This window comes from Nocardia sp. NPDC004568 (assembly GCF_040609955.1).
Taxonomy (GTDB): domain Bacteria; phylum Actinomycetota; class Actinomycetes; order Mycobacteriales; family Mycobacteriaceae; genus Nocardia.
This window is the reverse complement of the sequence record NZ_JBEXLL010000013.1, coordinates 1-22,307: the sequence shown is the minus strand read 5'-3', so window position 1 is coordinate 22,307 and position 22,307 is coordinate 1. Positions and strand designations below refer to the sequence as shown.

17 protein-coding genes are annotated in these 22,307 nt (G+C 67.9%); 2 read left to right on the top strand and 15 right to left on the bottom strand.

The genetic code is table 11. The annotated features are described in order from the left end of the window. Nucleotides 1–51 precede the first annotated feature (51 nt). Nucleotides 52–1,383, top strand: a complete 1,332-nt coding sequence (locus ABZV91_RS09165; RefSeq protein ID WP_355237814.1) for a hypothetical protein — start codon at nt 52–54, stop codon at nt 1,381–1,383. Between the two features lie 88 nt (nt 1,384–1,471). Here the strand turns inward: ABZV91_RS09165 and ABZV91_RS09160 are convergent, their stop codons facing one another. From ABZV91_RS09160 to ABZV91_RS09105, 12 genes are all read right to left on the bottom strand, one after another. After that, the gene (locus ABZV91_RS09160) at nt 1,472–1,921 is read right to left on the bottom strand and encodes a hypothetical protein (protein WP_355237811.1); all 450 of its coding nucleotides are present in this window, start codon (nt 1,919–1,921) and stop codon (nt 1,472–1,474) included. An 87-nt stretch (nt 1,922–2,008) separates the two neighbouring features. After that, nucleotides 2,009–2,776 carry a hypothetical protein gene (locus tag ABZV91_RS09155; RefSeq protein ID WP_355237808.1) on the bottom strand — a complete coding sequence of 256 codons (768 nt, stop codon included), beginning with the start codon at nt 2,774–2,776 and terminating at the stop codon, nt 2,009–2,011. 425 nt (nt 2,777–3,201) lie between these two features. After that, nucleotides 3,202–4,155, bottom strand: a complete 954-nt coding sequence (locus ABZV91_RS09150; protein ID WP_355237805.1) for a hypothetical protein — start codon at nt 4,153–4,155, stop codon at nt 3,202–3,204. Between the two features lie 505 nt (nt 4,156–4,660). After that, nucleotides 4,661–5,299, bottom strand: a complete 639-nt coding sequence (locus ABZV91_RS09145; protein ID WP_355237803.1) for a hypothetical protein — start codon at nt 5,297–5,299, stop codon at nt 4,661–4,663. 139 nt (nt 5,300–5,438) lie between these two features. Further along, entirely contained in the window at nt 5,439–7,007 is a 1,569-nt protein-coding gene (locus ABZV91_RS09140) for a VWA domain-containing protein (protein WP_355237800.1), read from the bottom strand. 248 nt (nt 7,008–7,255) lie between these two features. Then, the gene (locus ABZV91_RS09135; protein WP_063062203.1) at nt 7,256–8,431 is read right to left on the bottom strand and encodes an AAA family ATPase; all 1,176 of its coding nucleotides are present in this window, start codon (nt 8,429–8,431) and stop codon (nt 7,256–7,258) included. Nucleotides 8,432–9,198: 767 nt separating this feature from the next. Then, nucleotides 9,199–11,022: a BTAD domain-containing putative transcriptional regulator gene (locus tag ABZV91_RS09130; RefSeq protein WP_355237797.1), complete on the bottom strand. Its 1,824-nt coding sequence runs from the start codon at nt 11,020–11,022 to the stop codon at nt 9,199–9,201. A gap of 22 nt (nt 11,023–11,044) precedes the next feature. Continuing rightward, nucleotides 11,045–11,752: a hypothetical protein gene (locus ABZV91_RS09125; RefSeq protein ID WP_355237794.1), complete on the bottom strand. Its 708-nt coding sequence runs from the start codon at nt 11,750–11,752 to the stop codon at nt 11,045–11,047. A gap of 109 nt (nt 11,753–11,861) precedes the next feature. Next, nucleotides 11,862–13,004, bottom strand: coding sequence for a lipase family protein (locus ABZV91_RS09120; protein ID WP_355237791.1), 1,143 nt, complete (start codon nt 13,002–13,004; stop codon nt 11,862–11,864). A 45-nt stretch (nt 13,005–13,049) separates the two neighbouring features. Continuing rightward, entirely contained in the window at nt 13,050–13,928 is an 879-nt protein-coding gene (locus ABZV91_RS09115; RefSeq protein ID WP_355237789.1) for a lipase family protein, read from the bottom strand. Between the two features lie 233 nt (nt 13,929–14,161). Continuing rightward, nucleotides 14,162–15,397 carry a cutinase family protein gene (locus tag ABZV91_RS09110; RefSeq protein ID WP_355237786.1) on the bottom strand — a complete coding sequence of 412 codons (1,236 nt, stop codon included), beginning with the start codon at nt 15,395–15,397 and terminating at the stop codon, nt 14,162–14,164. A gap of 5 nt (nt 15,398–15,402) precedes the next feature. Next, nucleotides 15,403–16,032: a hypothetical protein gene (locus ABZV91_RS09105; protein ID WP_355237783.1), complete on the bottom strand. Its 630-nt coding sequence runs from the start codon at nt 16,030–16,032 to the stop codon at nt 15,403–15,405. 879 nt (nt 16,033–16,911) lie between these two features. Here ABZV91_RS09105 and ABZV91_RS09100 point away from each other — a divergent pair. Next, nucleotides 16,912–17,730: a helix-turn-helix domain-containing protein gene (locus ABZV91_RS09100; RefSeq protein ID WP_355237780.1), complete on the top strand. Its 819-nt coding sequence runs from the start codon at nt 16,912–16,914 to the stop codon at nt 17,728–17,730. A gap of 865 nt (nt 17,731–18,595) precedes the next feature. Here the strand turns inward: ABZV91_RS09100 and ABZV91_RS09095 are convergent. The 3 genes from ABZV91_RS09095 to ABZV91_RS09085 all read right to left on the bottom strand — a co-directional run bounded on the left by ABZV91_RS09095 (nt 18,596) and on the right by ABZV91_RS09085 (nt 21,911). Next, nucleotides 18,596–18,862, bottom strand: coding sequence for a hypothetical protein (locus ABZV91_RS09095; RefSeq protein WP_355237777.1), 267 nt, complete (start codon nt 18,860–18,862; stop codon nt 18,596–18,598). Between the two features lie 2 nt (nt 18,863–18,864). Beyond that, nucleotides 18,865–20,058: a cytochrome P450 gene (locus tag ABZV91_RS09090; RefSeq protein WP_355237774.1), complete on the bottom strand. Its 1,194-nt coding sequence runs from the start codon at nt 20,056–20,058 to the stop codon at nt 18,865–18,867. Nucleotides 20,059–20,312: 254 nt separating this feature from the next. Beyond that, the gene (locus tag ABZV91_RS09085) at nt 20,313–21,911 is read right to left on the bottom strand and encodes an FAD-dependent monooxygenase (protein WP_355237771.1); all 1,599 of its coding nucleotides are present in this window, start codon (nt 21,909–21,911) and stop codon (nt 20,313–20,315) included. Between the last annotated feature and the right edge of the window lie 396 nt (nt 21,912–22,307).

Here is a 22,307-nt window from a genome sequence, read left to right as displayed (position 1 = left end):
CGGCCCGTCAGCACGGGCCACCGCGTCGCACACGCAGCATTGTGTGCGGCCATGACCACCGCCACGATCTCCGGCGCCGGTGTCGCCAACGCCGACCCGACACCCGGCTTCGCTGCCGCGAACTGCCCACGGTGGACCGCACTGCTGGTACCGGGCACGTTCGAGACGACCCCTGCCACTGGTTCGAGCGGGCCGGTGGGGGTGCTCCCCCCGGTCGCAGACTCGCTGACCACCCGCTACGGGATCGATATCGAGGTCCGCACCCTCACCCGCACCACCGACACGACTCACTCCTCGACCGCATCCCCCGGCGAACCAGCGCTCACCGCGGCTGTGTCGGCGTTGTGTGCGCAGACGCGCGTAGTCCTGGTCGGGCATGCCGAAGGCGCCGCTGCCGTCGGTGACCTCGCCGCGGCGATCGGCAACAGCGACGGCCCGCTCCCGGCCTCCCGAGTGGTGGCGGTCGGACTCGTCTCCGACCCTCACCGCGACCCGAGCACCCCGCAGTTGGGGACCCCGGTGGCCGGCCGCGGCGTCGCGGGCCCTCGTCCACGGGACTTCGGCGATCTCACCGGCCGTGTCCGCGCTATTTGCTCCGCCCAAGACCCATACTGTTCCAGCACTGCTCAGGAATCGACCGCCCTCGATGCGGTCGTACGCGCCCTCACCGCCACCCCAGCCCCGGACTCGACCTCGACGCAGATGCCGACCACCACGACTACACCGGCCATCACCTCGGCCCAGACGGGGGCGCTCACTCCTGCTCAGGTGCTCACGCAGGTGGTCACCGTGGTGCACGGGCTGGCCGCCTTCGCCGCGAACGTGCCCGCCATCGTCACCGGCCTCGCCGAGCTACCTACTCTCCTGGGCCGTGGTGATGTTCCTGGGCTGCACCGGGTCGCGGGGAATCTGAACAACCAGTTCCACCCGCTGGTCGCGATGGCCGCCGATATCGACCTGCGGCTGGTGGCGCGCGCCCTGGCCCTGGCCGCGCCGCTGGACACCACCGGCGTGGCCGCGATCGCCTCCGAGGTCGTCGGGCTCCTCGCCGGCCTCGACATCACCCGCGTCGCCGAAGGAGCCGGCCGTGCCCAGGAGATCGCCTGGACCGCCGCCGAAATACTGGTCGCCGGGGACCCCCTCGGGGCCGCGCTGGCGCTATCGGGAATGGCCCCGATCGCCGCCGACCTACTCGCCGCCACCGCCTCGGCGTTCACCGGCACACAGTTGCCCTCCCTGGCCCAGACCTACACCGCCACCACCGGTACCGTCCCGGACGATCCGGCCCGCACAGACAGTGACATGGGCGTGCCCACCGGTCACGACACCGCCGCCGCGCTGCTGGCGAACTGGCTCACCCAGACGATCGACGCCACGAAATAACCCGCACACCACACAACCAGCCAGACGACGAACGGCCGGTGGGACCGAGCAGATGCTCGGCCCCACCGGCCGTTTCAGCGAGCAGGGGCTAGGAAGTGAGCGGCAGCACAGCAGGTGGCGTAGCCGGGGCACCGGTGGCCCGGAATCGCCAGGACGGCACCTGCCTGGGCGATTCGACTGTGTCGGTCTGGTCACCGGTCTCGGTGTCGGCGCGGCCGATCACCAGGGCGGGGGCCGCACTGACAACCGCACGGGCGGCGCTTTCGGGGTCGGTGTAGGCCGTGCCGGTCAACGGTCCCGTCACGATCCGTGTTGCGCCGGTGAACGGGAAGAACTCGCCCTCGGTGCGCGCCATCCGGTAATGCACGAACACCGGCACCCACGACGCCAGGGCCGGGTGGATGCGCAAGCGCAGCTGACGGTCGGCCTCGGCCGACACCGCAAGCCACAACTCGAGGCTGTCGGCGGCGTGCGGGGAGTTGGCGAACACGCGATGCAGGGACTCCGCCATAACAGCCGAGTGGGAAGTAGTGAACATGGTCAAGCACCTTTCGAAGGGATAAATTGTGGGAGCGGTGCCGGGCTCCCCGGAGCTAGGCTCTCCGGGGATCTCGGCATCGTCTCGTCAGGCCGAGGCGAGGGTGAATCGTTTGGGCGCCGTACTGGTTTGGCGCGCGGTCCCGCCCTTGGTGAGAGTGACCAAGGCGTTGTGGACCGCGCCGCTGGAACGGTCGAGTGCCTTGCCGATCTGGTGCGGGCTGAACTCCTCGTCCGGGTGATCGCGCAGGAAATCCTCGACCTGCCCCCGCAACGCGCCCGAACGCAACCGGGGGCCCGACTCCGGCGGGGCCACTGCCGGATCATCGCCCCCGGCCGGGGTGATCGGGGTCGTGTCGGCGCTCTCGTCGCCCGTGTGGCCTGCTACGGGCGTGTCTGCCTGCCCGGGATCGGCGGGCGCGGGGTCAGCGGGCGCCTCGGAGTCGGTGCTCGTCGTGACCGCCTCGGCGGCCGGTTCGGGCGCAGCCGGTTCGGAGGCTGCCAGTTCCGGTGCGGTGGCGGGCTGGGGTGCAGCAGCGGGTTCGGCTGTGGTCCATGTTTTGGCCGCGCGGGGCGATTCAGGGTCGCTGTGGGAACGAGCGGCCCCGGCGGTCTCCCAGCTGAGCAGCGCGCGCCGGGCGGTTGACACCCCGACCCCGGCCACATCTGCCAATGCGGCCGTAGTGGATCCGGGGTGGGTGCCCAGCGCGGCCCACAGCGCCGCGTCGGTGTCGTTGCGCAGCACGGGCACACCAGTGTCCCCTGATCCACTGTCCAGGGCGGCAGCGGCGGTGTCAGGGGCCTGATCGGGCGTGGCGGATGCGGGCGCCGTGGCGTTCTTCTTACGTGTGGACATGACAGATCCCTCCAGCAATGTGGTTCGGGTGAATGGGTCATGTCCCGGCCGGGACGGCAACCACACCGGATCGGGGTGAAATTCCCGGGGTCGGTGTCATTGCCGCTCCTATGAACGCTCGATACCCCGGTCGCTGTCAAGCGGATCGTGAAAAGAAAATTCCGCGCCCCGAACTCCTCTCATCTGAACCCGAAATAGCTTCGGCACGAGTGGAATCAGCCTGAGCGACACCCCTCGGGCGAGCCGACAGGGCTCACCACCGGCGAGTCCGCCGGCGAACTGCCGCGGACGGTTTTCAGTGACCTATTCGGCTTCTGCCCGATCACCGCGCACACCGGAGAACGCCTGGCCCGCCCCACCTGGGCCGTCTATCACCGCCGCGACAGACACCGGCGACACGTCAGCGAGCATCCTGCCCAGGGCCACTACCAGTGATCCTGGCGGTTGCGCCACGGCGGCACGGGCACACTCCGTCCCCCGGACGTGTTCTTTTCCTGTTCGTGCTGGAGCTGGTCACGTTCGTGGCGTACCTGTTCGGCGAGGTCGTAGATCGTGTCGAGATCAGCGGTCGTACCGCCCATCACCTCGACACCGGTCATGCCGTCCTCGACGTCGTAGTCGCAGTTGACGATCTCTTCAGCGGCGTGTCGGGGGCACCCGGGGACGGTCACGAGGGTGTCGTCATCGAAGATCCTTACGCGCACACGGACCTCACCGCCATCGCAGGGTGAGTACCCCCAGCCCAGGCGGCGGGAACGGTCCGCGCCGAGGAGGCAGCCTCTACTGTGGACGGCTTCGGCCGTCAGGGACAGTATGTTGGCCGCGTCCATGGCCGCTTCGAGTCGGGCGTGTAGCGGCCCGCTGGTGGTCCGTTCCAGCCTATTGAGTGTGACGCGCACTCCGTAGTAGGCCGCGGCAACGGTCGTCCACTCCATACAGTGGAGGTCGGCGTCTTCACGAACGCGGTTCAGGTCGTCGAGTACCTCCCGGATCGTTGTGCGGAATTGCTCGTTTGCCTCGTTCTGGGTCAGCCGGTGTCGCTGCCAGGAGGGCACGAGCACGGTCGTCGGCTTCAGCTTGGCGGACCGAAGCGCACGGACCCTCGGCAACAGGACATCCGCCGCGGCAACGACGTCGGCACAGGTCGGATCCGCCAAGCCGTCTTGGCCGAGCTGTTCGGCATCCTCGAGACGCGAGTACTTTTCGACTCCGTCGATCTCGGACTTCACGGGCCGCAACCACGAGTTCTTCGCGGCCTGCTCGCGGGCTCGCGCAGTGGTTTCGTCGCCGCGCATGAGAGCTTGCCTGTATTTCACGCCGTCCTCGGCCTCGATCCTGCGAGCCCGGCGTCGCCGGCGCGCACTGGTGTTCTTCGGCATGTTCTCGTCCATTCCCGACAGAGGTGCCCACGCCACCCTGCCTGCGACGAAATAAGCATGCGAACAGGGGAAAGGTGTGAACGCGGGCCCCGGGAAGGACCTTGGCCATCAACGTCACCGAACCGGCGTGGGCGAGGCAACTCAGGCGAGGAAGAGGAGCGCGTGCGCGGCCTGACACTCCATGGGGAGCATATCCTCCCGCACCCAGCGAAAGACCGAACTTCGCCGAAACAACCACGGCAATAGTGCACGGGCGGAATATCGGCCGTTCCCGGGGTGGCGTGACCACCCGGTTCATGATTCGCCGACTTCCGGGCAAGGGACAGCAGGTGATCGAGGTGTCGCCCGCCACCGGGCTGCGCAGAGGGCCCGCCTGCCCGGCGGCATGACTGGCCTGCACGAGGACCGACGGCCATGGCAGGGCGATGACGACGTTTGAAACCTCGGGGTGGCCGACGAGGTTGGGGCCGCCCTGGTGGGCGGCCCCAACCTGGTCAGGTGGCGGCTAGGGTTTGTCGATGGACTCGGCCGGGAGTATTTCGAACGGGTCGCTGTCGAGCAGGATCAGCGAGCGTCCGTTATCCCAGTCGACGTGTATCTGGCCCGGGCGTGGCGCGCTGAGGTGGGTGACGGTGCCGGTGGCGCCGAGTTCGAAGGGGTCGGGGTCGCCGGGCAGCGGGCCGGTGATACGGACCCGGTCGCCCACGCTGGGGGTGGTCGTCATAGGCGTGTCTGTCGTGCAGTCGTGGCTGGTCGTGGTCGTGAGGTCGAGTCGGAAGAGGCCCGGCTCATGGGGTCGCGGACGAGTGAGGGCGGTATCGGTGATGGCGCGGATATCGGTGGCGTAGCGGGTGATATCGAGGTCGAGTTGGTGATCGGCGACCGGGTTGCCGTGGCGGTCGCGGAATCCGGCGACGCCGAGGCCGCCGTAGGGTTCCCAGTCGAACAACACCGTGGTGATGGCGGGATGACGGTCGCCGATCTCGGCGGCGACGAGTTCGAGGACGGCCTCGGTGATGCGCTGTTCACGCACCGGCCCCAGCGGCAGCGCGAACGCCGCCGCCAGCCGGGCCTGTGCCGTGTTGGCGGCACCGGGACCCGAGCGGCCCGTGACGGTGGTGGGGTTGTGGGTGGGGTGGTTCATGTCGTGTCCTCCATCGGGTGTGGTGGTGGCCTGTTTTCGTGGGTGCTGTTCGTTGGCCGAGGTTCGGTCCGGCCGGGTAGTGCCTGGTTTCACCGCTTCTGGGGGCGCGGTGCGGGACCGCGCCCCAGGGTGGTGTGGGTTATGCGTTGCGGACTGCGGTGGTGGCGGCGCGGCCGATGGCGGCGGCGGTAGTGGCCGGGTCGGTGACCAAGTGCATGTTCACCCCGGTCAGCGGGTTCGGGTCGCTGTCGGCCGGTGCGAGCCACAGCACCGCACACCCGGCAGCGCGCAGCGCGTCGACCCGTTGCTGGGCGCGGTCGCGGTTGCCGCCGCTGTAGTGGCCGTCGGAGATGATCACCAACAGCCGGGTCGCGCCAGGCCGGGCCAGGCCGAGGGCACCGTCGAGGGCCTCGACAGCGGCGTCGATGACGTGGAGGTAATCCGGGCAACTGAATTCGGTGACCCGGGCCGGGGCAGTGCCGGGGTAGGTGATCGGTTTGACCGAGGCCCCGAAGGTCACGGTCGCGGTGTCGGCGGGCATGGTGGCCAGCTCGGCCGCGCGGGCGATGATCCACGCGGCCGAGGCCACCGGGGCGGCGTACTCCTCCATCGAGGAGGACACGTCACAGGCAATACCGACTCGCAACGGTGGCAGAGGAACGGTTTTGCGGGTGGTGCGGGTGAACGGTTCGGCGGTCGGGATGGCCCCGGCGGCGCGTTGGGCCTCACGCGCCAGCGCGCCGCGCATCCGCAACCGGCCCGGCGGCAGCGCGGAAGTCGTTCGCACCGTGGTCCGTTCCCGGGTAGCGGCAGTGTTGAGGGCACGGGCCAGCACCCGGGCAGCGCTGTGCTCGTCCGGCCGGGCGGCACGGGTCCGCCGCCTGCTCTCAGTCCGACCCCGGCCCGACCCGTCGCCGAACACCTTTCCCGCTTGCGAAACAGCATCGGCGGCGGCCTGCCGGGCGGCGTCACGGGCGGCGGCGGCGATCTCGGCGGGGTCGGGTTCCACCGGCGAGGTGGCGACCGCGTTGCCGATGTTGGTTACGGTGTCGCCGATCGCGGCCCCCAGCGGCGAGTCCGGTACGGGGTCGGTGTGGGGGTCGGGGCCGATCAGATCGAGCCAGCGCTGCCCGAGCTCGAGCATGGCGGCGGCGTCGTTGTCGGCCGTGGTGTGGGCCTCGCGCCAAATCGCGCGGAGTTTGTCGAGGGTGTCGGTGCCGAGGATGGCCTCGATCGCGGTGGCGGCGGGCGCGCATTCCGCCTTGTCGAGGATGCCGCCGTCGTGGCGGGCCAGGATGAGGGCTGCGTTGCGGGCTGCGTTGTAGGGGGTGGGCGGAATCTGGGCGGCGGCGATCGCGCCGCCGTTGTCGCCGATCACGATCTCGGTGGCGCTGGCACGCAACCAATGCCGGTCATCGGGGCGGCGGCAAATTTGGGCGGCCTCGATCCGGGATTCCTCGAGCAGCATCGCGGCATCGACAACCCCCGGGTGCGCCACCAGCGGCGGGGTCCACCTCGTGTGCTTGGCGTGGGCGCACTCGTGCACAAACGCACCCCACACCGCCGGGTAGCGGTTGCGGTCGCTAGTGCGTTCCGGGCGGGCGGTGGCGGGGTCGATGGCCAGGCGGGTGCCGTCGATCTCGATCGCCGCACGGCCCGGCATGAACACCGCCGGGTGCCCGAAAGCAGCACCGGGGGCGATCGTCACGGACAAGTCCTCACGGTCGGCGATCGGCGGGGCCTCGGCGGTCATCGCGGCCGAGAGCGTGGCCCATCCGCCGGTGACAGGCACAGAGGCCGAGGCAGGTGCGGGCGTAGCGGGGGCGGTCGTCGGGGCAGCAGCGGCGGCGGGGGCGGGGGCGGGGGCGGGGGCGGGGGCGGGGGCGGGGGCAGTGATCACGTGGCCGGTCATGGCGGGTAACGCCTTTCGTAATGTGTGGTCGGAGCTGGGCGGGGTTAGAGGCGGGCGCCGAGGGCCAGGGGTTCCAGTGAGGTGCCGAACACCGTGCGGACCACAGCGGCCACGAAAGGGCGGTCGTCCTCGGGGGCGGCGCCGAGGAGATTCGCGGCGGCGGTGTTCGTGTCGGTGGCGGTGGCGATTTTCTGGAACGCCAGCAGTTCGCGCAGCTGCGGCGCCCACCCGACCTCGCCTTTGGCCTGCCGCTGGGCCAGCGTGCGCGCCACTTTCACGGCCCGCCTGTCGACCCCGAGCTGTCCGGCGAGGTCGTAGTCGCTGCCGACCTGCACCTGGAACGCGAACCGGGAGGCCAGCGCATCGGACAGGATCGCCCCGTGGACCCCGGGGTTGTGTCCGGCCACCACGAAGAACCCAGGCTCGGCTTTCACGACCTCGCCGCCGTGGGCTTTGATCACGATCTCGCGGCGGCCGTCCATCGCCGGGTACACCACCGACAGCACGGTCGGCGGGATGAGAGTCGCGTCGTCGATGAACAGCACCCGGCCCTCACGCATCGCGCGGACCAGCGGGCCGTGCACGAAAACGAAAGTTCCGTCGGGGTTCTGGGTGTACTCGCCCACGAAATCGGCGACCGTGGTGTCCCCGTCACCCTGCACGGTCAGCAGATCCCCGTAGGCGGCCTCGATCAGCGAGGTTTTGCCCGTTCCCGGCGGGCCGTACAGCAGCACCGGGACCTCGGCGGTGCGCATCGTCTGCAACACATCCACATCGGCGCGCCCGGCGAGCTTGCGCACGTGGTAGTCCTGCCCGTTCGGGCGGACCACCGTGTTCCCGGTGCGCGCCGGGGTTTTGGGTGTTGTTTTGGCTTTGGGTGTTTTGCGGGGGCGTGGTGCGGCCGGGGTGGCGGATCCGCCGGGGGCCGGGGTGGGTGCGGTAGGCGTGGTGGCGGGGGCCGGGGTAGCGGCGGAGGCGGTGTTTGCGTTGGCGCAATAGCGGCGCGGTGAGGCCGAGGTGCGGTCGGCGTGCCCGGCGGCGGTCAGGGCCTCAAGCGCGTTACCGACAGCCCCGGACGACCGCGCGAGGGTTTTCGCGATCTCACGGGGTGATAGCTCGTCACCCGCAGCATCCACCAGCGCACCGGCGACCATGCGCCGCAATTCCCCATTGCCCAAACGAGCACCAGTTGCGGGGGCCGGAGTCGCGTTGCTTGCCATTTCATCTCCTGAAAGTTCAATCCCATTTCACGCACCAATGCGCGGATCGTGGCATACGTGTAGCGAGGCCACCAATAGGATTTCCGTTGATTTCCCGGCGAATTCCGGGAACGGCTCGACGCTAGCTCGACTCACAGTGTGCTCACAACCCGAAAAGGACGAAATATTTACGGAATTCTGCCTCGACCACGCGAATTCGACCGCGCAAGACAGGGAAGAAATGCGCGCGCCACCGAGGCCGGCCGTGTCGGTGTTTCAAAAAGGAATAACCGATTCAAGCCGGACAGAAGAATAAAGAATGGAAAGGGAATGGAGATAAGTGGATTCAGAGGGGGTGAGAGGGGGTGAGAGGCGGTTACCGACAGAGTGACAGCCGGACAGACGCGGGCACACGGGCCGCCCGAGCATGTCTATACAGCTTTGTGTATAGACAATCCCGGGTAACACCCCGCCGGATACATACCGATCTACCTGCTATTTTGGCACGGCAGGGTGGTCCGGTTTGATCATTGCACCGAATAGTGCACGGAACCTCACCACCGAACAGCGCACGGATTATTTTTCATCGAACCACCCCACCTTCGATCGAGCCACTGCACAGAAACCGCCGCCGATCAGCTGCCGGAGATAGTCTCTGATCGATGTCGTTCAGAATATGCCGGAAAATGCGGGCACAGGCAATTTGGCACCATTCCCATGATCGTAGCAATGACATTTACGCGACGATCGGTATTCGCCGAGTACAGAATGTCGGGGCTGGTTCTTCTCTATTGGGTGGTGCGGCGGAGCTGGGCGAGGAGTTGCCGAGTCTCAGCGCTGGGGGTTTGGCCTATTTCGGCTAGGGTGCGGGTGAGGAGTGAGTAGGTGCGTGCGAGGGCGGCGTATTCGCCGAGGCGGGCGTGGAGGCGGAGAATGTCTTGCCAGACGGCTTCGTTGTAGGGGTCGTTCTCGGCGGTTTTCTCGAGCAGGCCCAGGGTGGCACGCGGATCATTTTCGGTATTGCGGGCGGCCAGCCAGCTCAAGGCGTTGAGCGCGTTGCGTCGTGCCGATTCACGTAGCGCTTCTGCCCAGGTATCGGTGAGGTCGCTGGCCAGTTCGCGGGTGGCCAGGTCCGCGATACGGCGGGCCGCGGCAACCTGGTCGGTGTCGCTGCCCGCGCGGCGTTCGGCGACGGCGGCGTTGAAGTCCCAGTAGTCGACGCCGAGCACTGTGCTCTCCAAGCGGCAGTGCAGCCGGTCGTCGGTGACCAGCCCGGTGATCTGCCCGCCGGTCACAGCGCTGAGGGAGGTCCGTAGTCGGCTCATGGTGTTGGTGAGCGCGCTGGTGCCCCGCCCGGGTGGGCGTTCACCCCACAACATGTCGATCAACTGAGCCCGCGATAACCCCTCCGGATGCAGGGCGAGCACCGTCAGCAGCTCACGAACGCGGGGCTGAAACTGCGCGGTGACCTCCACACCCTCCGCAGCGCCCCGCGCACTCCAGAAGATCCGTGTAGGCCCGAACACCCGCAATACCAAGGCAGGCGCAGCCTCGTGCGGCGCCGGAACCGGTGGAGAGTCCGTGGGTGCGATGACGAAGCCGGGCTCGGGCGCCGCGACGAGTTCTTCCTCACCGAGGTGGCCGGCATCTTCGCGCCCGCGGCCGAGGACTGGGTCGGGGGCTGGCGGCGGTGCAGTGGGTTCCGCGACCGCTGGCCCGGGTGTGCGCGGGTCCGGTGTGGCCGCTGGTGGCTGTTCGATGCGGTAGGTCGTCGGAGGGGCGTTCTGGTGGCGGGTTCGGCCGTTGCGGCGTGCGGCGGCCCTGGCGAGCTGTTCTGTGGGCTGCCTGTCACCGCGGGCGGGGGTGCGGAGACGGATGTTCAAGTCCGCAGCGATGTCTCGGGCTGCCGGGAGGAGGGGCGCGCCGCGGCGGCGGCGTGGCACGCGGGTGCCGTGCAACAGCGCCTCGGCGCGGGCCCGGCTGTCGGGCAGGGCACCCAGCAGTGGGAGCCCGAGGGCGGCAGCGAACTCACCGCGGGCATCGGCACCAACGAGGACGATCCCCGGGTGGGTGCTGTGGCGGGCGAGTACGCGGATCCGGTGGGCGGCCGAATCAGAGTCCCAGTGATCAGAACGCACAACCACCAGGCAGGCATCGGCAGCAGCCATCACCGGCTCTATATCCGAATCCGGCTCGGGGGCCCCGCAATCGGCGAACACGGTAGCCCCGAGGTTGCGCCAGCTCGGGGACGGACCGGCCAACAGCTCAACGGTGAAAGCCGCGCGGCCGGGATCGCGGTGAGTTGGCGCGGCCAGCAGCGCCTCTCCGCCGGGTAGGAACTGCACGTGCCGGGCCAGGCTATCCGGGTCGATCGGCGCACCGGTGGTGACCATGCGGGCCAGGCTCGCCAACCCGAGATATGGGTCAGCACCCGCCATGTCGGCGAGCTGCCCGCCTGCGGGGTCGGCTTCCACGATCAGAGTGGGTTCCGGACCGGGCCAGGTGCGGGCGAGAGCCAGGGTGGTTGTGGTGGTCCCGGCGCGTGGACTCAGGCCCGCGACCGCGATCAGCAGCGGCGCCTGCGGGCCTGTGCGCACAGGTGAGGCGTTCACGGTGCCAAACCGGTGGCCGGGGTCATCCTTGCCTCTGAATATTGGTGATCAGCAACGCACGGCCCTCACCAGGGCGGGTATTGACGACTTGGAGGTAGTCGATGCGTTGCCCCTCGGCGCGCAGTTCGACGATGTGCACGTTCGCGGTGGTCGCCGAGATCGGGGTGATCGCCACGCAATGCGCGGTGCCGCGCGGGATCGACACGATGCCGGCGGCGAGCCCGTCGAAGCCGATCCCGGACTCGGGCGCCAGCAGCCGCATCGCCGCCTCGGCGTCGCGGCTCAGATAGTAGGCAGCCTGGAATGAGGCGATCACGCCGGGCACCGTGGCGGGGTCACCGGCATGGTCGGTGACCACCGTGCCCGACAACCCGGTACACGCGCCCTCCGGCGCGAGTGCCGTGTTGGGAGACGCCGTGGTGACCGCTGGTGCGCCTGCCTCACAGGAATCAACCGATAACGCCACCACACCGATCAGGCTCGCGACGACAGCGGCCGGCACCGCCCAGCCCCCGGCCGGTACCCGATTCCGCACCGCGGACCATCGTGCCCGATGGCCACCGGTGACGCCGGTGTCGGAAGTCCGCGGCAGTGCGACCAGCCAACGGTCCTCCGGCAGTTCGGGGTCCGGGTCGGGATCGGGCACGGCGTGCAGCTCGGGCGTGGGTCGTTGCTCGTCCAGCCACGCCCAGGCGTCGTCGTCATCGGGTGGTGGGTCGGGGTACCTCATTCACCTCGCCTCGTCGGTGTTGATCTCGGGTCGGTGGGGATTGCTCCGGGGGCCTGCCCGCACCCGGCAGGGGGAAGAGCGGAGGTGCGGGCAGGGTCCCCCGGAGGGGTCAGTGGTGGCTCGTGTGCTCGGCGCCCTCCTCCCCCGCGTGGTAGCCCTGGACGGGTGCGGTTGCCGGTCGGCTGGTGATGTTGTCGGCGAGCCGGGCGAGGACATCGCCGATGGCCAGGTGCGCGGTGGAGCGGTGGTCGGCGTCGTACTCTCGCCAGCTCACCGCGGCGCCGCGTTGCCGGTAGGCGATGAGTGTGCGTCGGCCGGCGTGCACGGGCACGATCGGGTCGAGTTCACCGTGATACAGGTGCAGGGGCGTCGCCGGTGTGACATGGGCGAGGGTCTCGAGCGCCAGTACCCGCCGCCACCAGGGGTCGTTCCAGGGATCGGGGCGCCGACACCAGTGCGCCAGCGGGTGGGAGAACTGTTGCAGCAGTTCGATGCCCGTGAGGTGCTGTGCTTCGGCTGCGGCGGCGATTCCGTCCTCGGTGAGTACATGGCGCAGGGGAAGCGGGTCGTAGGCGCGTGCCAGCCCGATCAGCGCGGCCAGTCCCAGTCCCGGGTCCGGGCCCTGGCTGATGACCGGTGCCAGGGCGGCGAGGTCGGAGGCGACGGCGCCGGCTGCGGTACCACGCAGGTCCACCTCGGGCGCATACCACGGATGCACCTCCCCGGCAGCCGCAGCTACTCGCCCACCATCGGCATAGCCCCAGACCACCACCGGGGCGATAGGTAGATCCAGGTTCGCGCCCCGGTAGACGGCTCGGGCGAGATCGAGCACGAGCCTCGCGCCGGCGCGGGCGGCAAGGAAGGCATGCGGCCCGGGACCGACACCGAGCCCGTGGCCGTCGGGGATGGCCACCACCCATCCCCGCTCCAGGGCGGCCTCGATGGCGGCGGTGTCGGGTTCGGTCCCGGTCGCCAGCAGTTGCGACGGCGCGCATACACCTCCCAGGCCGCGGAAGGGCGGGCAATACAGCAGGATCGCGGTGGTGCCGGGCTCGGGGACCGCGTCGGGGATCAGCACGATCGCCGAGGCCGCGATGAGCTGGGAGCGGGAATTGGTGGAGACGTAAACGATCTGCCACGCTTCCGCGGCGGCCTCGATTTGCGGGGTGAATACCGCGCGGGTGCGCATGAGGTCGCCGGGCCGCAGCCCTTCGCACAGGTTCGGTGTCTGATAGAAGTCGGTGATGTTCACGGGTGGCTCCCGTTCGAGGTCGTGGACGAGGGCGGTCAAGCGGTCTCAGGGCTGTGGGTCGGGGCTGTGTGGGGCTGTCAGGAATTCGGCAGCGTGGTCGAGGGCGTCCTCGGTGGTGGCGTTGGCGGTGTGGTCGCTGGAATATTCACGCCAGCTGACCTGTACTTGAGCTGCGCGGTAGTCCTCGGCGAGTTGTCGGCCCATTGCGATGGGGATCAACGGGTCGTTGCTGCCGTGGTAGAGGTGCACCGGGACCTGTGGGAGGTGTCCACTGCGGTGTTCGGTACGCAGGACATAGCTCCACATGGGGTCGTTCCACGGGTCGGGGCGTTCGCACCAGCGGCTCAATGAGCAGCCTGGATGCTGTGCGAGCAGCCCGGCCACATCCAGCTCCACCGCCTGCCGGGCGGCGAGCGCACCGAACGGGGTGAGCAGGTGGTCCATCGGCAGGTGGGAATAGGCACGTCCCAACCCGGCCAGTCCAGCCAGCACCAGCCCGGCGCACGGGGCGCCATCGAGAACTTTGGCCAGCGAACGCAAATCGGCGGGAACGGCGCCGGCGACTACTCCGCGTAAGTCGACATCGGGGGAATATCGTGGGGCGAATTCGGCAGCCCATATTGCGGCGCGTCCCCCGTCGGCGAAACCCCAGACCACCGAAGCGGCCGTTGCCGCGTCGGGGCCCAGGAGTTCGGGAACTGTACGTACCAGGTCGAGTCCGGCGTGCGCTGCTCCTGCACCCGAAAGCCACAGATGCGGGCCGCCACCGGTTATTCCGAGGCCGATCCCGTCGGGTACTGCGACGGTCCAGCCGTGGGCGAGGGCGGCCTGGATCTGTGGGGCTTCGCTTTCGGTCCCGGCAGCCAGTTTCTGCGACGGCGCGCACTGGCCACCTAGACCGTGAAAGGTCGGGCAGTACAGCAAGACCCGAGGCCCGCCTGCGGCTGTTGCGGGGTCGGGTATCACTACAGTTCCCGAGCCCGGGACCGGGACCCCGAACCCTGTGCGCGTGGCATACACCACCTGCCATGCGGTACTCACGCCCGCGAGACCGGGCAAGATCACCGGGCGACGTCGCAGAATTGTTCCGGCTGCGGACTCGAAGCCAATAGGCGGTGCGTCGTAGAAGTCGTCGGCCGTAGCCGTGGCGGTGTCCGTCACAATGATCCTCCTGCGAGGTCGTGGGCCAGCGCGGTCATCCAGGCGGCGCCCGAAACGAGGAGTCCGCCGGTGGCGTAGTCGGTATGCGCGGCCACGGTGCCGGCGAAGCGGACCCAAACCGCCGGGTCGAGCAGTGCGGCGTTATCGTCCAGCAGCTGCCCCCATGCCGCACCGAGCTGCCCGACCAGGGCAGGGACAACATTTAGCGGGTTCGTGGCGACGGTGGCGGTGATCGCGTTCCATCGGGCCGACGCCGCGGTGTGCTCGGCGGGCCCCGGGGTGGGGAGTCGGGGGTCGGCGGCGTCGATCAGCCTTTGCGCCAACGGCACCGTGGGCTGGTAGTCGACGCGGCCGGGGGTGAGGTGGAAGTCGTTCAGCAGCACGGTGGTCCACGCGTCACCCAGCGCAGCCGACAGCAGCGCGGCCAGCGAGTTCACCGCGGCCAGCGGGTCACGCAGATCGGCTCGCGCGGCTATCTCGGCGCCGAGCCGCAGCAGCGCAGCTCGGTCCGGCGCCGAGCACGCCAAGTCCCCCTCGGCGCAAAAATCGGCAACCCGGCCCGTCAGCGTCCCGTAGCCGGTGCCGCGTTCAGCGATCCCGGAGCCCGGCGCAGCCGGGGCACTCATCTGCACACCCGCGACCGCCTCACCTGATGTGCCCGGCGCAGGGTCAGGGGACAATTGTCCCGGACGACCGGGAAACACCGGCGAAGAATGTGTCCGGTCCGGGTTGGCATACAACGCGATTCCCGCGATCCGCTCGGCCGGGACCGGTCCGCTGCCCGCGCCGATATCGCGGGCAAACCACGACACCGCCTGCGCACCTTGGGAGTACCCGACCGCCGCGATCGCCGTCCCGGGACACATGTCGGCGAGCTGGTTCACTGCTGTATCCAGCCGGTGACGGGCTTCGGCGACCGACACCGTGTACGGGGCCGCGCCTCCACCGGGCACCGCACCACCGAATCCGGCGCTGTAGGGAATGTAGCTGCGGGTCACCAAACCGGGAGCTGCCGCCAGGACGGGAGCGATCAATGCCCCGACGACACCCGAATCCGTGCTCGGGTCCGCGGTCGGGGAGGACTGGCCGGTGCCTTGCACCCCGAAGATGTGCAACCTTGCGCATTCACTGCCTATGGGGGCGGCGGAAGCCGGAATACTCACCACAGCGACGGCAGCCAGACATACTCCGGCTACCAGCGCGGCAACGGCGCGGTGGCGGGTTCTGTTCACAGCGGTCACTGCTGCCCGACCCCGACGCCCGCTCCGAACCCCGCACCCACGGTGCCACCGGCCAAGGCGCCCGCAACCGCGACCGGAATGCCGGCGATCGCCGCCCCCGCGGCGGCTCCGGCCGCCGCGCCGATCGCGGTCCCGGCCACGCCAGAGGTGACGGTGCCGATCACCGGTATCGGTACCACGGTGCCCAAAGCGGCCCCGGCTATTCCTCCGACGGTGCCTCCGATCAGGCCACCGACCACCGCACCAGCGGCAGCTGCCGGAATACCTACGGCGGCGGCTCCGGCCGCGCCGCCGAGACCGGCACCGGCCAGGGTGGCGCCGCTGACACGGTCGGAGCGCCCCGCCGGGATACCGACCGAGTCCAGCGCGGTCGCGACCTGAGCTTCAGCAGTCGCCGCGGCGCCGTTGATGGTGTCGCGGACCTCCGGCGGCACCCACGGCGGGCTGGGGGCCTGCCACTGACCGATCCGGATCGTGTCCGGCGGAGGCGCAATCGGGGCCACCGCTGGCACCGGAGCGGGCAGATGCAGTTGCTCGATCCGCACCGGCTCCACCGGCTCCTCGATCGGCGGGGCCGGACGCGAGGGCGCCTCATTACGGACCTCCGGCGGCTGCGCGTAATACACCGGCGGCTCCGGTGCAGGAGGCGGTGGAGGGGGTGCGCTCGTACCCGGTTGGGCGGGACCCGTGACCCCCGGCTGGTCAGCGATAGACGCCGGCAACGGACCCGCCGCGGACGCCGTCCCGTGTGCAGCCACCAACACGGCAACGGGCAATGCCGCAGCCAATGCGATGCGGCCACCAGAGGCAAAGGCGATTGGCCTATACCGTTCGCAGTGCGATTCACCGCACCGGCGCTCACGACCATTCCGTAACGGCTGAGACTGCAAGAACGAAATCGGGTATCGGTAAAAAGGCATGCGGAAATAACCCTTCATTGAGGGGTAGGGGAAAGTATCGGAAGGAATGATCAACGTGCCCGGACCCGCTCTACCGGGGCATCGGAAGAATCCGATAGAGCGGGCGTCACGGGCTAATGGATCAGATGAAAGCCAGCACGATGCCGGCCAGCTGAGAAGCCACCGACAGCCCATTCGCGAGCAGTGACAGCCCGGTGTCTACCCAGCTCAGAACAATGTAGGGGTCCATCGAATTCCTTTCCGATCTTTGGATTGACGCTCTTATCCAAACCCCGAAACAAGTCGCAATGGAAGAGTTTGCAGTTACCTATTTTGCGTTAACTCAATTTTTCCCATCCCCGAAATAGGTGATGTACTGCGCGAACGCGCTACGCGGAAAAATTTTGCGTAACCCGTAAGAGTTCCGTCGTACGACCAGCGGACCCCAGGAGCGTGGCGCGCGTCACTACTGCAGGAGATGTTTCTTGAATTTTTCTGTTGCCCGGCCACTTTCGGGTGTGATATCCCTTGATGTCCACTCGGGGGCGGGAATTCACTGGCAGAACTGTGCCGCCCTCGTCGACTCACACATCCGGGGGGTGCCGCATGGCCACGACCACACACCGATCCACGCCCGACTCTGGACCCGCGCTGAAGGCGCGGATCCCCGACCTACCCAGCACGCTGCTCACCATCCGGGAACATCTTGGATTGACTCGCGCCGACGCCCACGAGCGCCACAGGGTCAGCAGCTCATACCTCAGCCAGATCGAAGACGGAAAACGCACACCCAGCCTGGACTTGCTGGAACAAATCATCGCCGGCTACGAACTCTCCTGCGCCCAAGCTCAATACCTGCGCGAACTCCGCGCTCCCGCCCGCAGACTCTCCCCGATCTCACACCTACGCCGGTTCATCGCCCGGACGCCGCAGCTTGTCCAGCATCTCGACAAGCTCGAGCAGCACGGCGTACCGGCCGCCTTCATCGACCCGCTCAAGCAGGTCCTCGCGGCCAATAACGCGTTGCGAACAGCCTTGCCCGGCATGTTCGACATCGGCTGCATCCCTGAGTGGATGTTCAGCGCCACCGGCAGGGCCGCAGTGCTCAACTGGCCGGCCGAAGCCCTCTACACCGTCGCGTCCCTACGACCCGGACTCGCCCGCTACCGCGACTCCCCCCGAGCCCGCGCTCTCCTGGCCGACCTCGCCAAAGACCCCACCTTCAACGAGATCTGGCACAACAACATCGACATCATCTACGGCCGCGACACCAGCAATCCCCTGCAGTGCCACCACCCCGACACCGACAACCACTACTCACTCACCCTCGCCATCTCTCCCGTCACCCAAACCCAAGAAATCCTGCTCGCCACCGCAGTCCCAGGGCCACCTGCCAACCTCTCTACGTCGTCGGAGCAGGGATGACGTTGATGCCAGCACAGATAGTCGACGCGCGAATTCACGCCCGCCGCATGAGTCGGATCGAGCGGACCTGGCTGAACAGAGTAGCGCGATCCTCCCGCCGAATCGCGCCCTCGCTGGATACGGCGTCGAGTACCGCGGCGGCTGCGTTGGCGAGTAGGTCGGCCGTAGTGCCAGCTATCGGCTCTCCGTCGGCATCGAGATCGACGAGTACAGCGCCTATCCGGACATCCGCATCGACCTCGGCGTCAACGCACTCACGATCGCCCGCAGCGTCACTGACCCCTGAGCCACGACCTCACTGCCGCCAAACCGTGCTCCGATCCCTCCGGCGAAGCGGGGGGCGAGCCTCCCCTTTCGTCGACCCCGGTGAAGTCCGACAACAGCAACCGCGACCTCACCACCGTGCACAGTGCCAACCCCGCTGCCGAGGGGACCAAACGGAAGTCATGCGAAGCCCGGCTTTCGGCGTGGTAACAGCGAGCCGCCCTCCCTGCTCAGTGACCCGGGACCGGTCGGCCACGGAATGATCTGCGTTCACTGCGGTGGCCAGACCGACGATCTCAGTTGTCCATCAGAAACCGTCGTGCCTCTCCGGTATCCGGCCTTGTGGTTAATTCGACGTCGCTGCGACCGAGCGTGTCGAGGCATCGGGGTGTCGCCCGGCCGCGGTTTCATCGCTGGTGATCGCGGTCAAGTCCTCGACGTAATGCGGCCAACGCGAGCGATACGGCGTTGTGCGGGTCTTAGCGACTGTCGGTGCGAATCACCATCGCGGCCGGGATCCGGGAGCCGATTCGAGAAGTGTGTTCCGCCGGTTTGCTGTGCGGTCATTCACTGCGGGTCTCCGATCGGCTTCGGGATGTCGTTATTCGTAGTCGTCGTTGTGGAGACCGCCGAGGTAGGCAATTGCCCCCAGATACTGACGGCACAGTGGTACATGGTCGGTGTGTGTTTCACGGGTTTGCATGGCCTCGTCCAGTGAATCGAACCTCGGTTCGACGGCGCAGTCGTCGCACCGACTGGACGCGGGTGGGGTTTCGATATCGGGGCGGGAGCTGGTTCCTTCACCGTGCCTGGTCCGGGGGCGGGTGTGGGCGAGGGTGATGAGTTGGTGGATTGCCAGGGAACTCACGATCATCTCCTTGACTGCGTTGTTGTGTCGGGGAGGGGCACTGGCGGGGTCGGAGGGAAGGCGACCGGTAGTGCTGTCAAGGCCCGGTGGAACGGTCCGGGTCGCCATGTCAGGTCCCCAGCTGGGACGGCCAGGGCCATGTCCGGGATCGCGTCGAGGAGTTGGTCGATCGCGTCACGCACGATCAGATACGCGAGGGTGCGGGCCGGGCATGCGTGCGGGCCGACGCTCCAGGCCAGGTGGGAACGGTTGCCGGTGAGGTCACCGGCGGTGACGTTCGGGTCGGTGTTGGCGGCGGCGAGGCTGATCAGCACGGGTTGGTGGGCGGGTAGCCAGGTCTGGCCGATGAGGGTGGGGGTGCGGGGGTAGGTGGTGCAGAAATTCGCCATCGGGGGGTCGTGGAACAACACCTCGTCCAGCGCGTCTTGGGTTGACAGGCTGCCGCTGATCAGGCCACCGCCGAACCGCTCATCGGTCATCATCAACAGCAGGGTGTTGGTGATCAGATTCGGTTGCGCTTCTGCGCCGGCTCCATAGAAGCTCATCAATTGGGCGAGCACTTCTCCTTCGTCGAGGCCGTGCTCGTGGGCGAGTAGCCGTGAGGTGGCGTCGTCGCCGGGATGCCGGTGTTTGAGGTCGATCAGTTCTGTCAGTGCTGTCCGCAGCAGAGTCATTCCTTCGGCCGCGCCGACGGTATCGAAACGTGCGGCCATTCCCGCGGTGACCCGTGCCCCGATTTCGGTTGGGCAGCCGATGATCTGGTTGAGGACCGCAATTACGAGGGGACGGGCGTAGTCGGCGACCAGGTCCGCGGATCCCGACTCGCAGAAAGTGTTGATCAGCGGGACGGCGAGGTCTTCGACGACTGCGTGCATCGTGTGGCCGTCGACGGCGTCGATGCTGTCCTTCGACGCTTCCCGGTAGCGGGTGTGGTCGAGGCCGGTGCTGTAGCGGGCCGCCGGAAGCCAGCGCATCATCGGCAGTACTGGCGAATCCGCCGGTACTGTGGTCTGCCAGGTGCGGGGGTCGGTGGGGAAATGCTCGACGTCGTGCAGGATCCGTACCGCGACCCTATGACCGAGGACCAGTGTGGCCGGCACACCGGGCGCGATATCGACCGGCGCCAGATCACCGAATTCCGCACGCAGTTCGGCGTAGACACGGTGCGGATCGGCCGCGAATTCCAGGGTGTACATGGGTGTTCGCGGATCACTGGAATCCTCTGGTGATGCGTGCGCGACCGGACACCGGGCCACCGGTCCTGCGCCGGGATAAGAGATCGAGGGCATCGAGGGCAAAGAAGACATGTTCCGTTTCTTCGAACGTGGGTGAGGAGACCGAGAAGCCGGCTCGGTCTCCAATATCTGGGGGCAACCCGCGAACCCTGCGGGAGGAACTGGCCTGGGGTGACGTGTTCGTCACCGGCACCGACCGGTCAGGTCAGGTCAGGTCAGGTCAGCGTGTCGCGCACGGTCGAGACCAGCGCGTTCTGCTCGGTGCGGGGGCAGCGGGCGCTGATGTATCCGTCGGGCCGGATGAGGCACACCGCGTCACCCTCGGGTGCCCCGTATAGATCGTGTACCCGCCGCGAATCGGCAGCGACCGCGCCGACCGGTCCGGGTCCGTGGTATCCGGGCGGGAGCACGACCACCGGTTCGACCCGGCGGCCGAATTCCCGACGGACACCCATGACCAGCGCCGTGGTGTCCGCGGCGGTGTCGGGGTCGCGGTGGGTGACCAGCAGAGTGTGGCCGCCGTGCCGCAACCGTTCGTGTAGCCGTAGGCGTGGGGTGATCTCGACGTCGGGCGCTCGATCCCCGGCCGACACCCCGGCCAAGAGCTGCCCGGAGTAGGTGCCTTTCTGGGTTGCCTGCCCATATCCGAAGGCCAGTGCCGAGATCCGGCCCACCGCTCGCTCGGTGAACCCGGGTTCCTGGGCGATCGCCAGCCGCTCGGGGACCGGGCGGCCGTGATCCATCAGCACCGAGTGCAGTTCGTGGGTGCCGGCTACGACCTGTTCGGCGATCGGACGCCGCTCGGCGTCGTAGGTGTCCAACAGCGATTCCCGGGCATGGCCGTTGACGACGGCGGCCAGTTTCCAACCGAGGTTGAATGCGTCCTGCATCGAGGTGTTCATGCCTTGCCCACCTGCGGGGGAACGCTCATGGCCGGCGTCTCCGCACACGAGGATCCGCCCGTTGCGATACCGGGAGGTCGTCCGCCGCCGTGTCCGGAACACCGTCGTCCACTCCGGGGTACCCAACCGCACCGCACCGCCGAAATGCTCGTCGAGCACCGTCTGGAATGCTGCCGCGGACGCATCTATCTCGCGGGCATCTCCGGTTCCGCTGATCAATACCCGCCACAGACCACCCGGTAGCGCGGTCGTCAACAGCATGTGATCGCGGGTGATGCGGTAATCGACACCTCCGACCTCCACCGGGCAACCCGATAGCGTCACGTCCATCATCCGCATCGCGGTCCCCACGTACTCCGCGCTGGTGACCTCCGCCCCGAGGTAACCGGCGACGCGGCTGTGCACGCCATCGCACCCGATCAGCCACTCAGGGCGAACCGTTTCGGTTTCGCCGCTGTTCGTATCGCGCAACGTGGCTGCAACTTCCCCGCCGGGGTCGACAGCCACCGAAACCAGTTCGGTATGCCAACCGATACTCCCACCCAGCGCAATGAAATGACCTCGCAGAATATCCTCGGTGTCGCGCTGGCTGATCGTCCGGTAATAGGGATACCGACTATCGAGGCGCGTGAAATCCAACTGCACCTTTTCCTCGAACCCCTCGAAGCGATAATCCATCCACTCGCTCCGCAAACCCCTGTCCTGGAACTCCTCGACGATCCCGACCTGCTCCAACAACTCCAGGGTGCGGGTATGCACCGTGAACGACCGCGACGTCATCACCGAGGCGGTGAGCCTGTCGATCACCCGACACTCCACGCCACGACGCAACAACTCGATACCGAGAATGAGCCCGGTCGGACCAGCACCCACGATGAGAACAGAAACCCGTGAAACACGCGAAAACCACATCGAGATATCTCCAACTTGATCAAGATCGAAATCGAATCGTGCATCCGTCTGCGACACACGACGGCACCGAATTGGTCGCGACGTCAGCAGCGGAGCTTCGATGAGCGGACGAATGGCACGGTCACAGCCTCCAAGGGGTATACGTCGGATGCGCGTGACGGCAGTGGCACACGCCATGGAACGGTGGCTCGGCGTGAAAGCACTACAGGTCTTGCCGGATCGCACGAATCAGTTCACCGTCGCCTCTGCCGACCGTCGGTCGGCATGTCCTGACTGTGCCGCGGCGGGGTGTCGCATCTCGACACCCATCACATGCCCATCTCAAACTTCTTGTGCCCCTGCCGTCCCCTCTACGATGGGCACCGCCAGCAGACGCAGGGAATCGAAAGGTCTCAA

Bases quoted from the DNA above. Each gene is read 5' to 3' on its own strand.
- ABZV91_RS09150 (WP_355237805.1), bottom strand. From the start codon at position 4,155: ATGCCGAAGAACACCAGTGCGCGCCGGCGACGCCGGGCTCGCAGGATC.
- ABZV91_RS09155 (WP_355237808.1), bottom strand. From the start codon at position 2,776: ATGTCCACACGTAAGAAGAACGCCACGGCGCCCGCATCCGCCACGCCC.
- ABZV91_RS09160 (WP_355237811.1), bottom strand. From the start codon at position 1,921: ATGTTCACTACTTCCCACTCGGCTGTTATGGCGGAGTCCCTGCATCGC.
- ABZV91_RS09100 (WP_355237780.1), top strand. From the start codon at position 16,912: ATGGCCACGACCACACACCGATCCACGCCCGACTCTGGACCCGCGCTG.
- ABZV91_RS09165 (WP_355237814.1), top strand. From the start codon at position 52: ATGACCACCGCCACGATCTCCGGCGCCGGTGTCGCCAACGCCGACCCG.
- ABZV91_RS09135 (WP_063062203.1), bottom strand. From the start codon at position 8,431: ATGGCAAGCAACGCGACTCCGGCCCCCGCAACTGGTGCTCGTTTGGGC.
- ABZV91_RS09085 (WP_355237771.1), bottom strand. From the start codon at position 21,911: ATGTGGTTTTCGCGTGTTTCACGGGTTTCTGTTCTCATCGTGGGTGCT.
- ABZV91_RS09125 (WP_355237794.1), bottom strand. From the start codon at position 11,752: ATGAGGTACCCCGACCCACCACCCGATGACGACGACGCCTGGGCGTGG.
- ABZV91_RS09145 (WP_355237803.1), bottom strand. From the start codon at position 5,299: ATGAACCACCCCACCCACAACCCCACCACCGTCACGGGCCGCTCGGGT.
- ABZV91_RS09090 (WP_355237774.1), bottom strand. From the start codon at position 20,058: ATGTACACCCTGGAATTCGCGGCCGATCCGCACCGTGTCTACGCCGAA.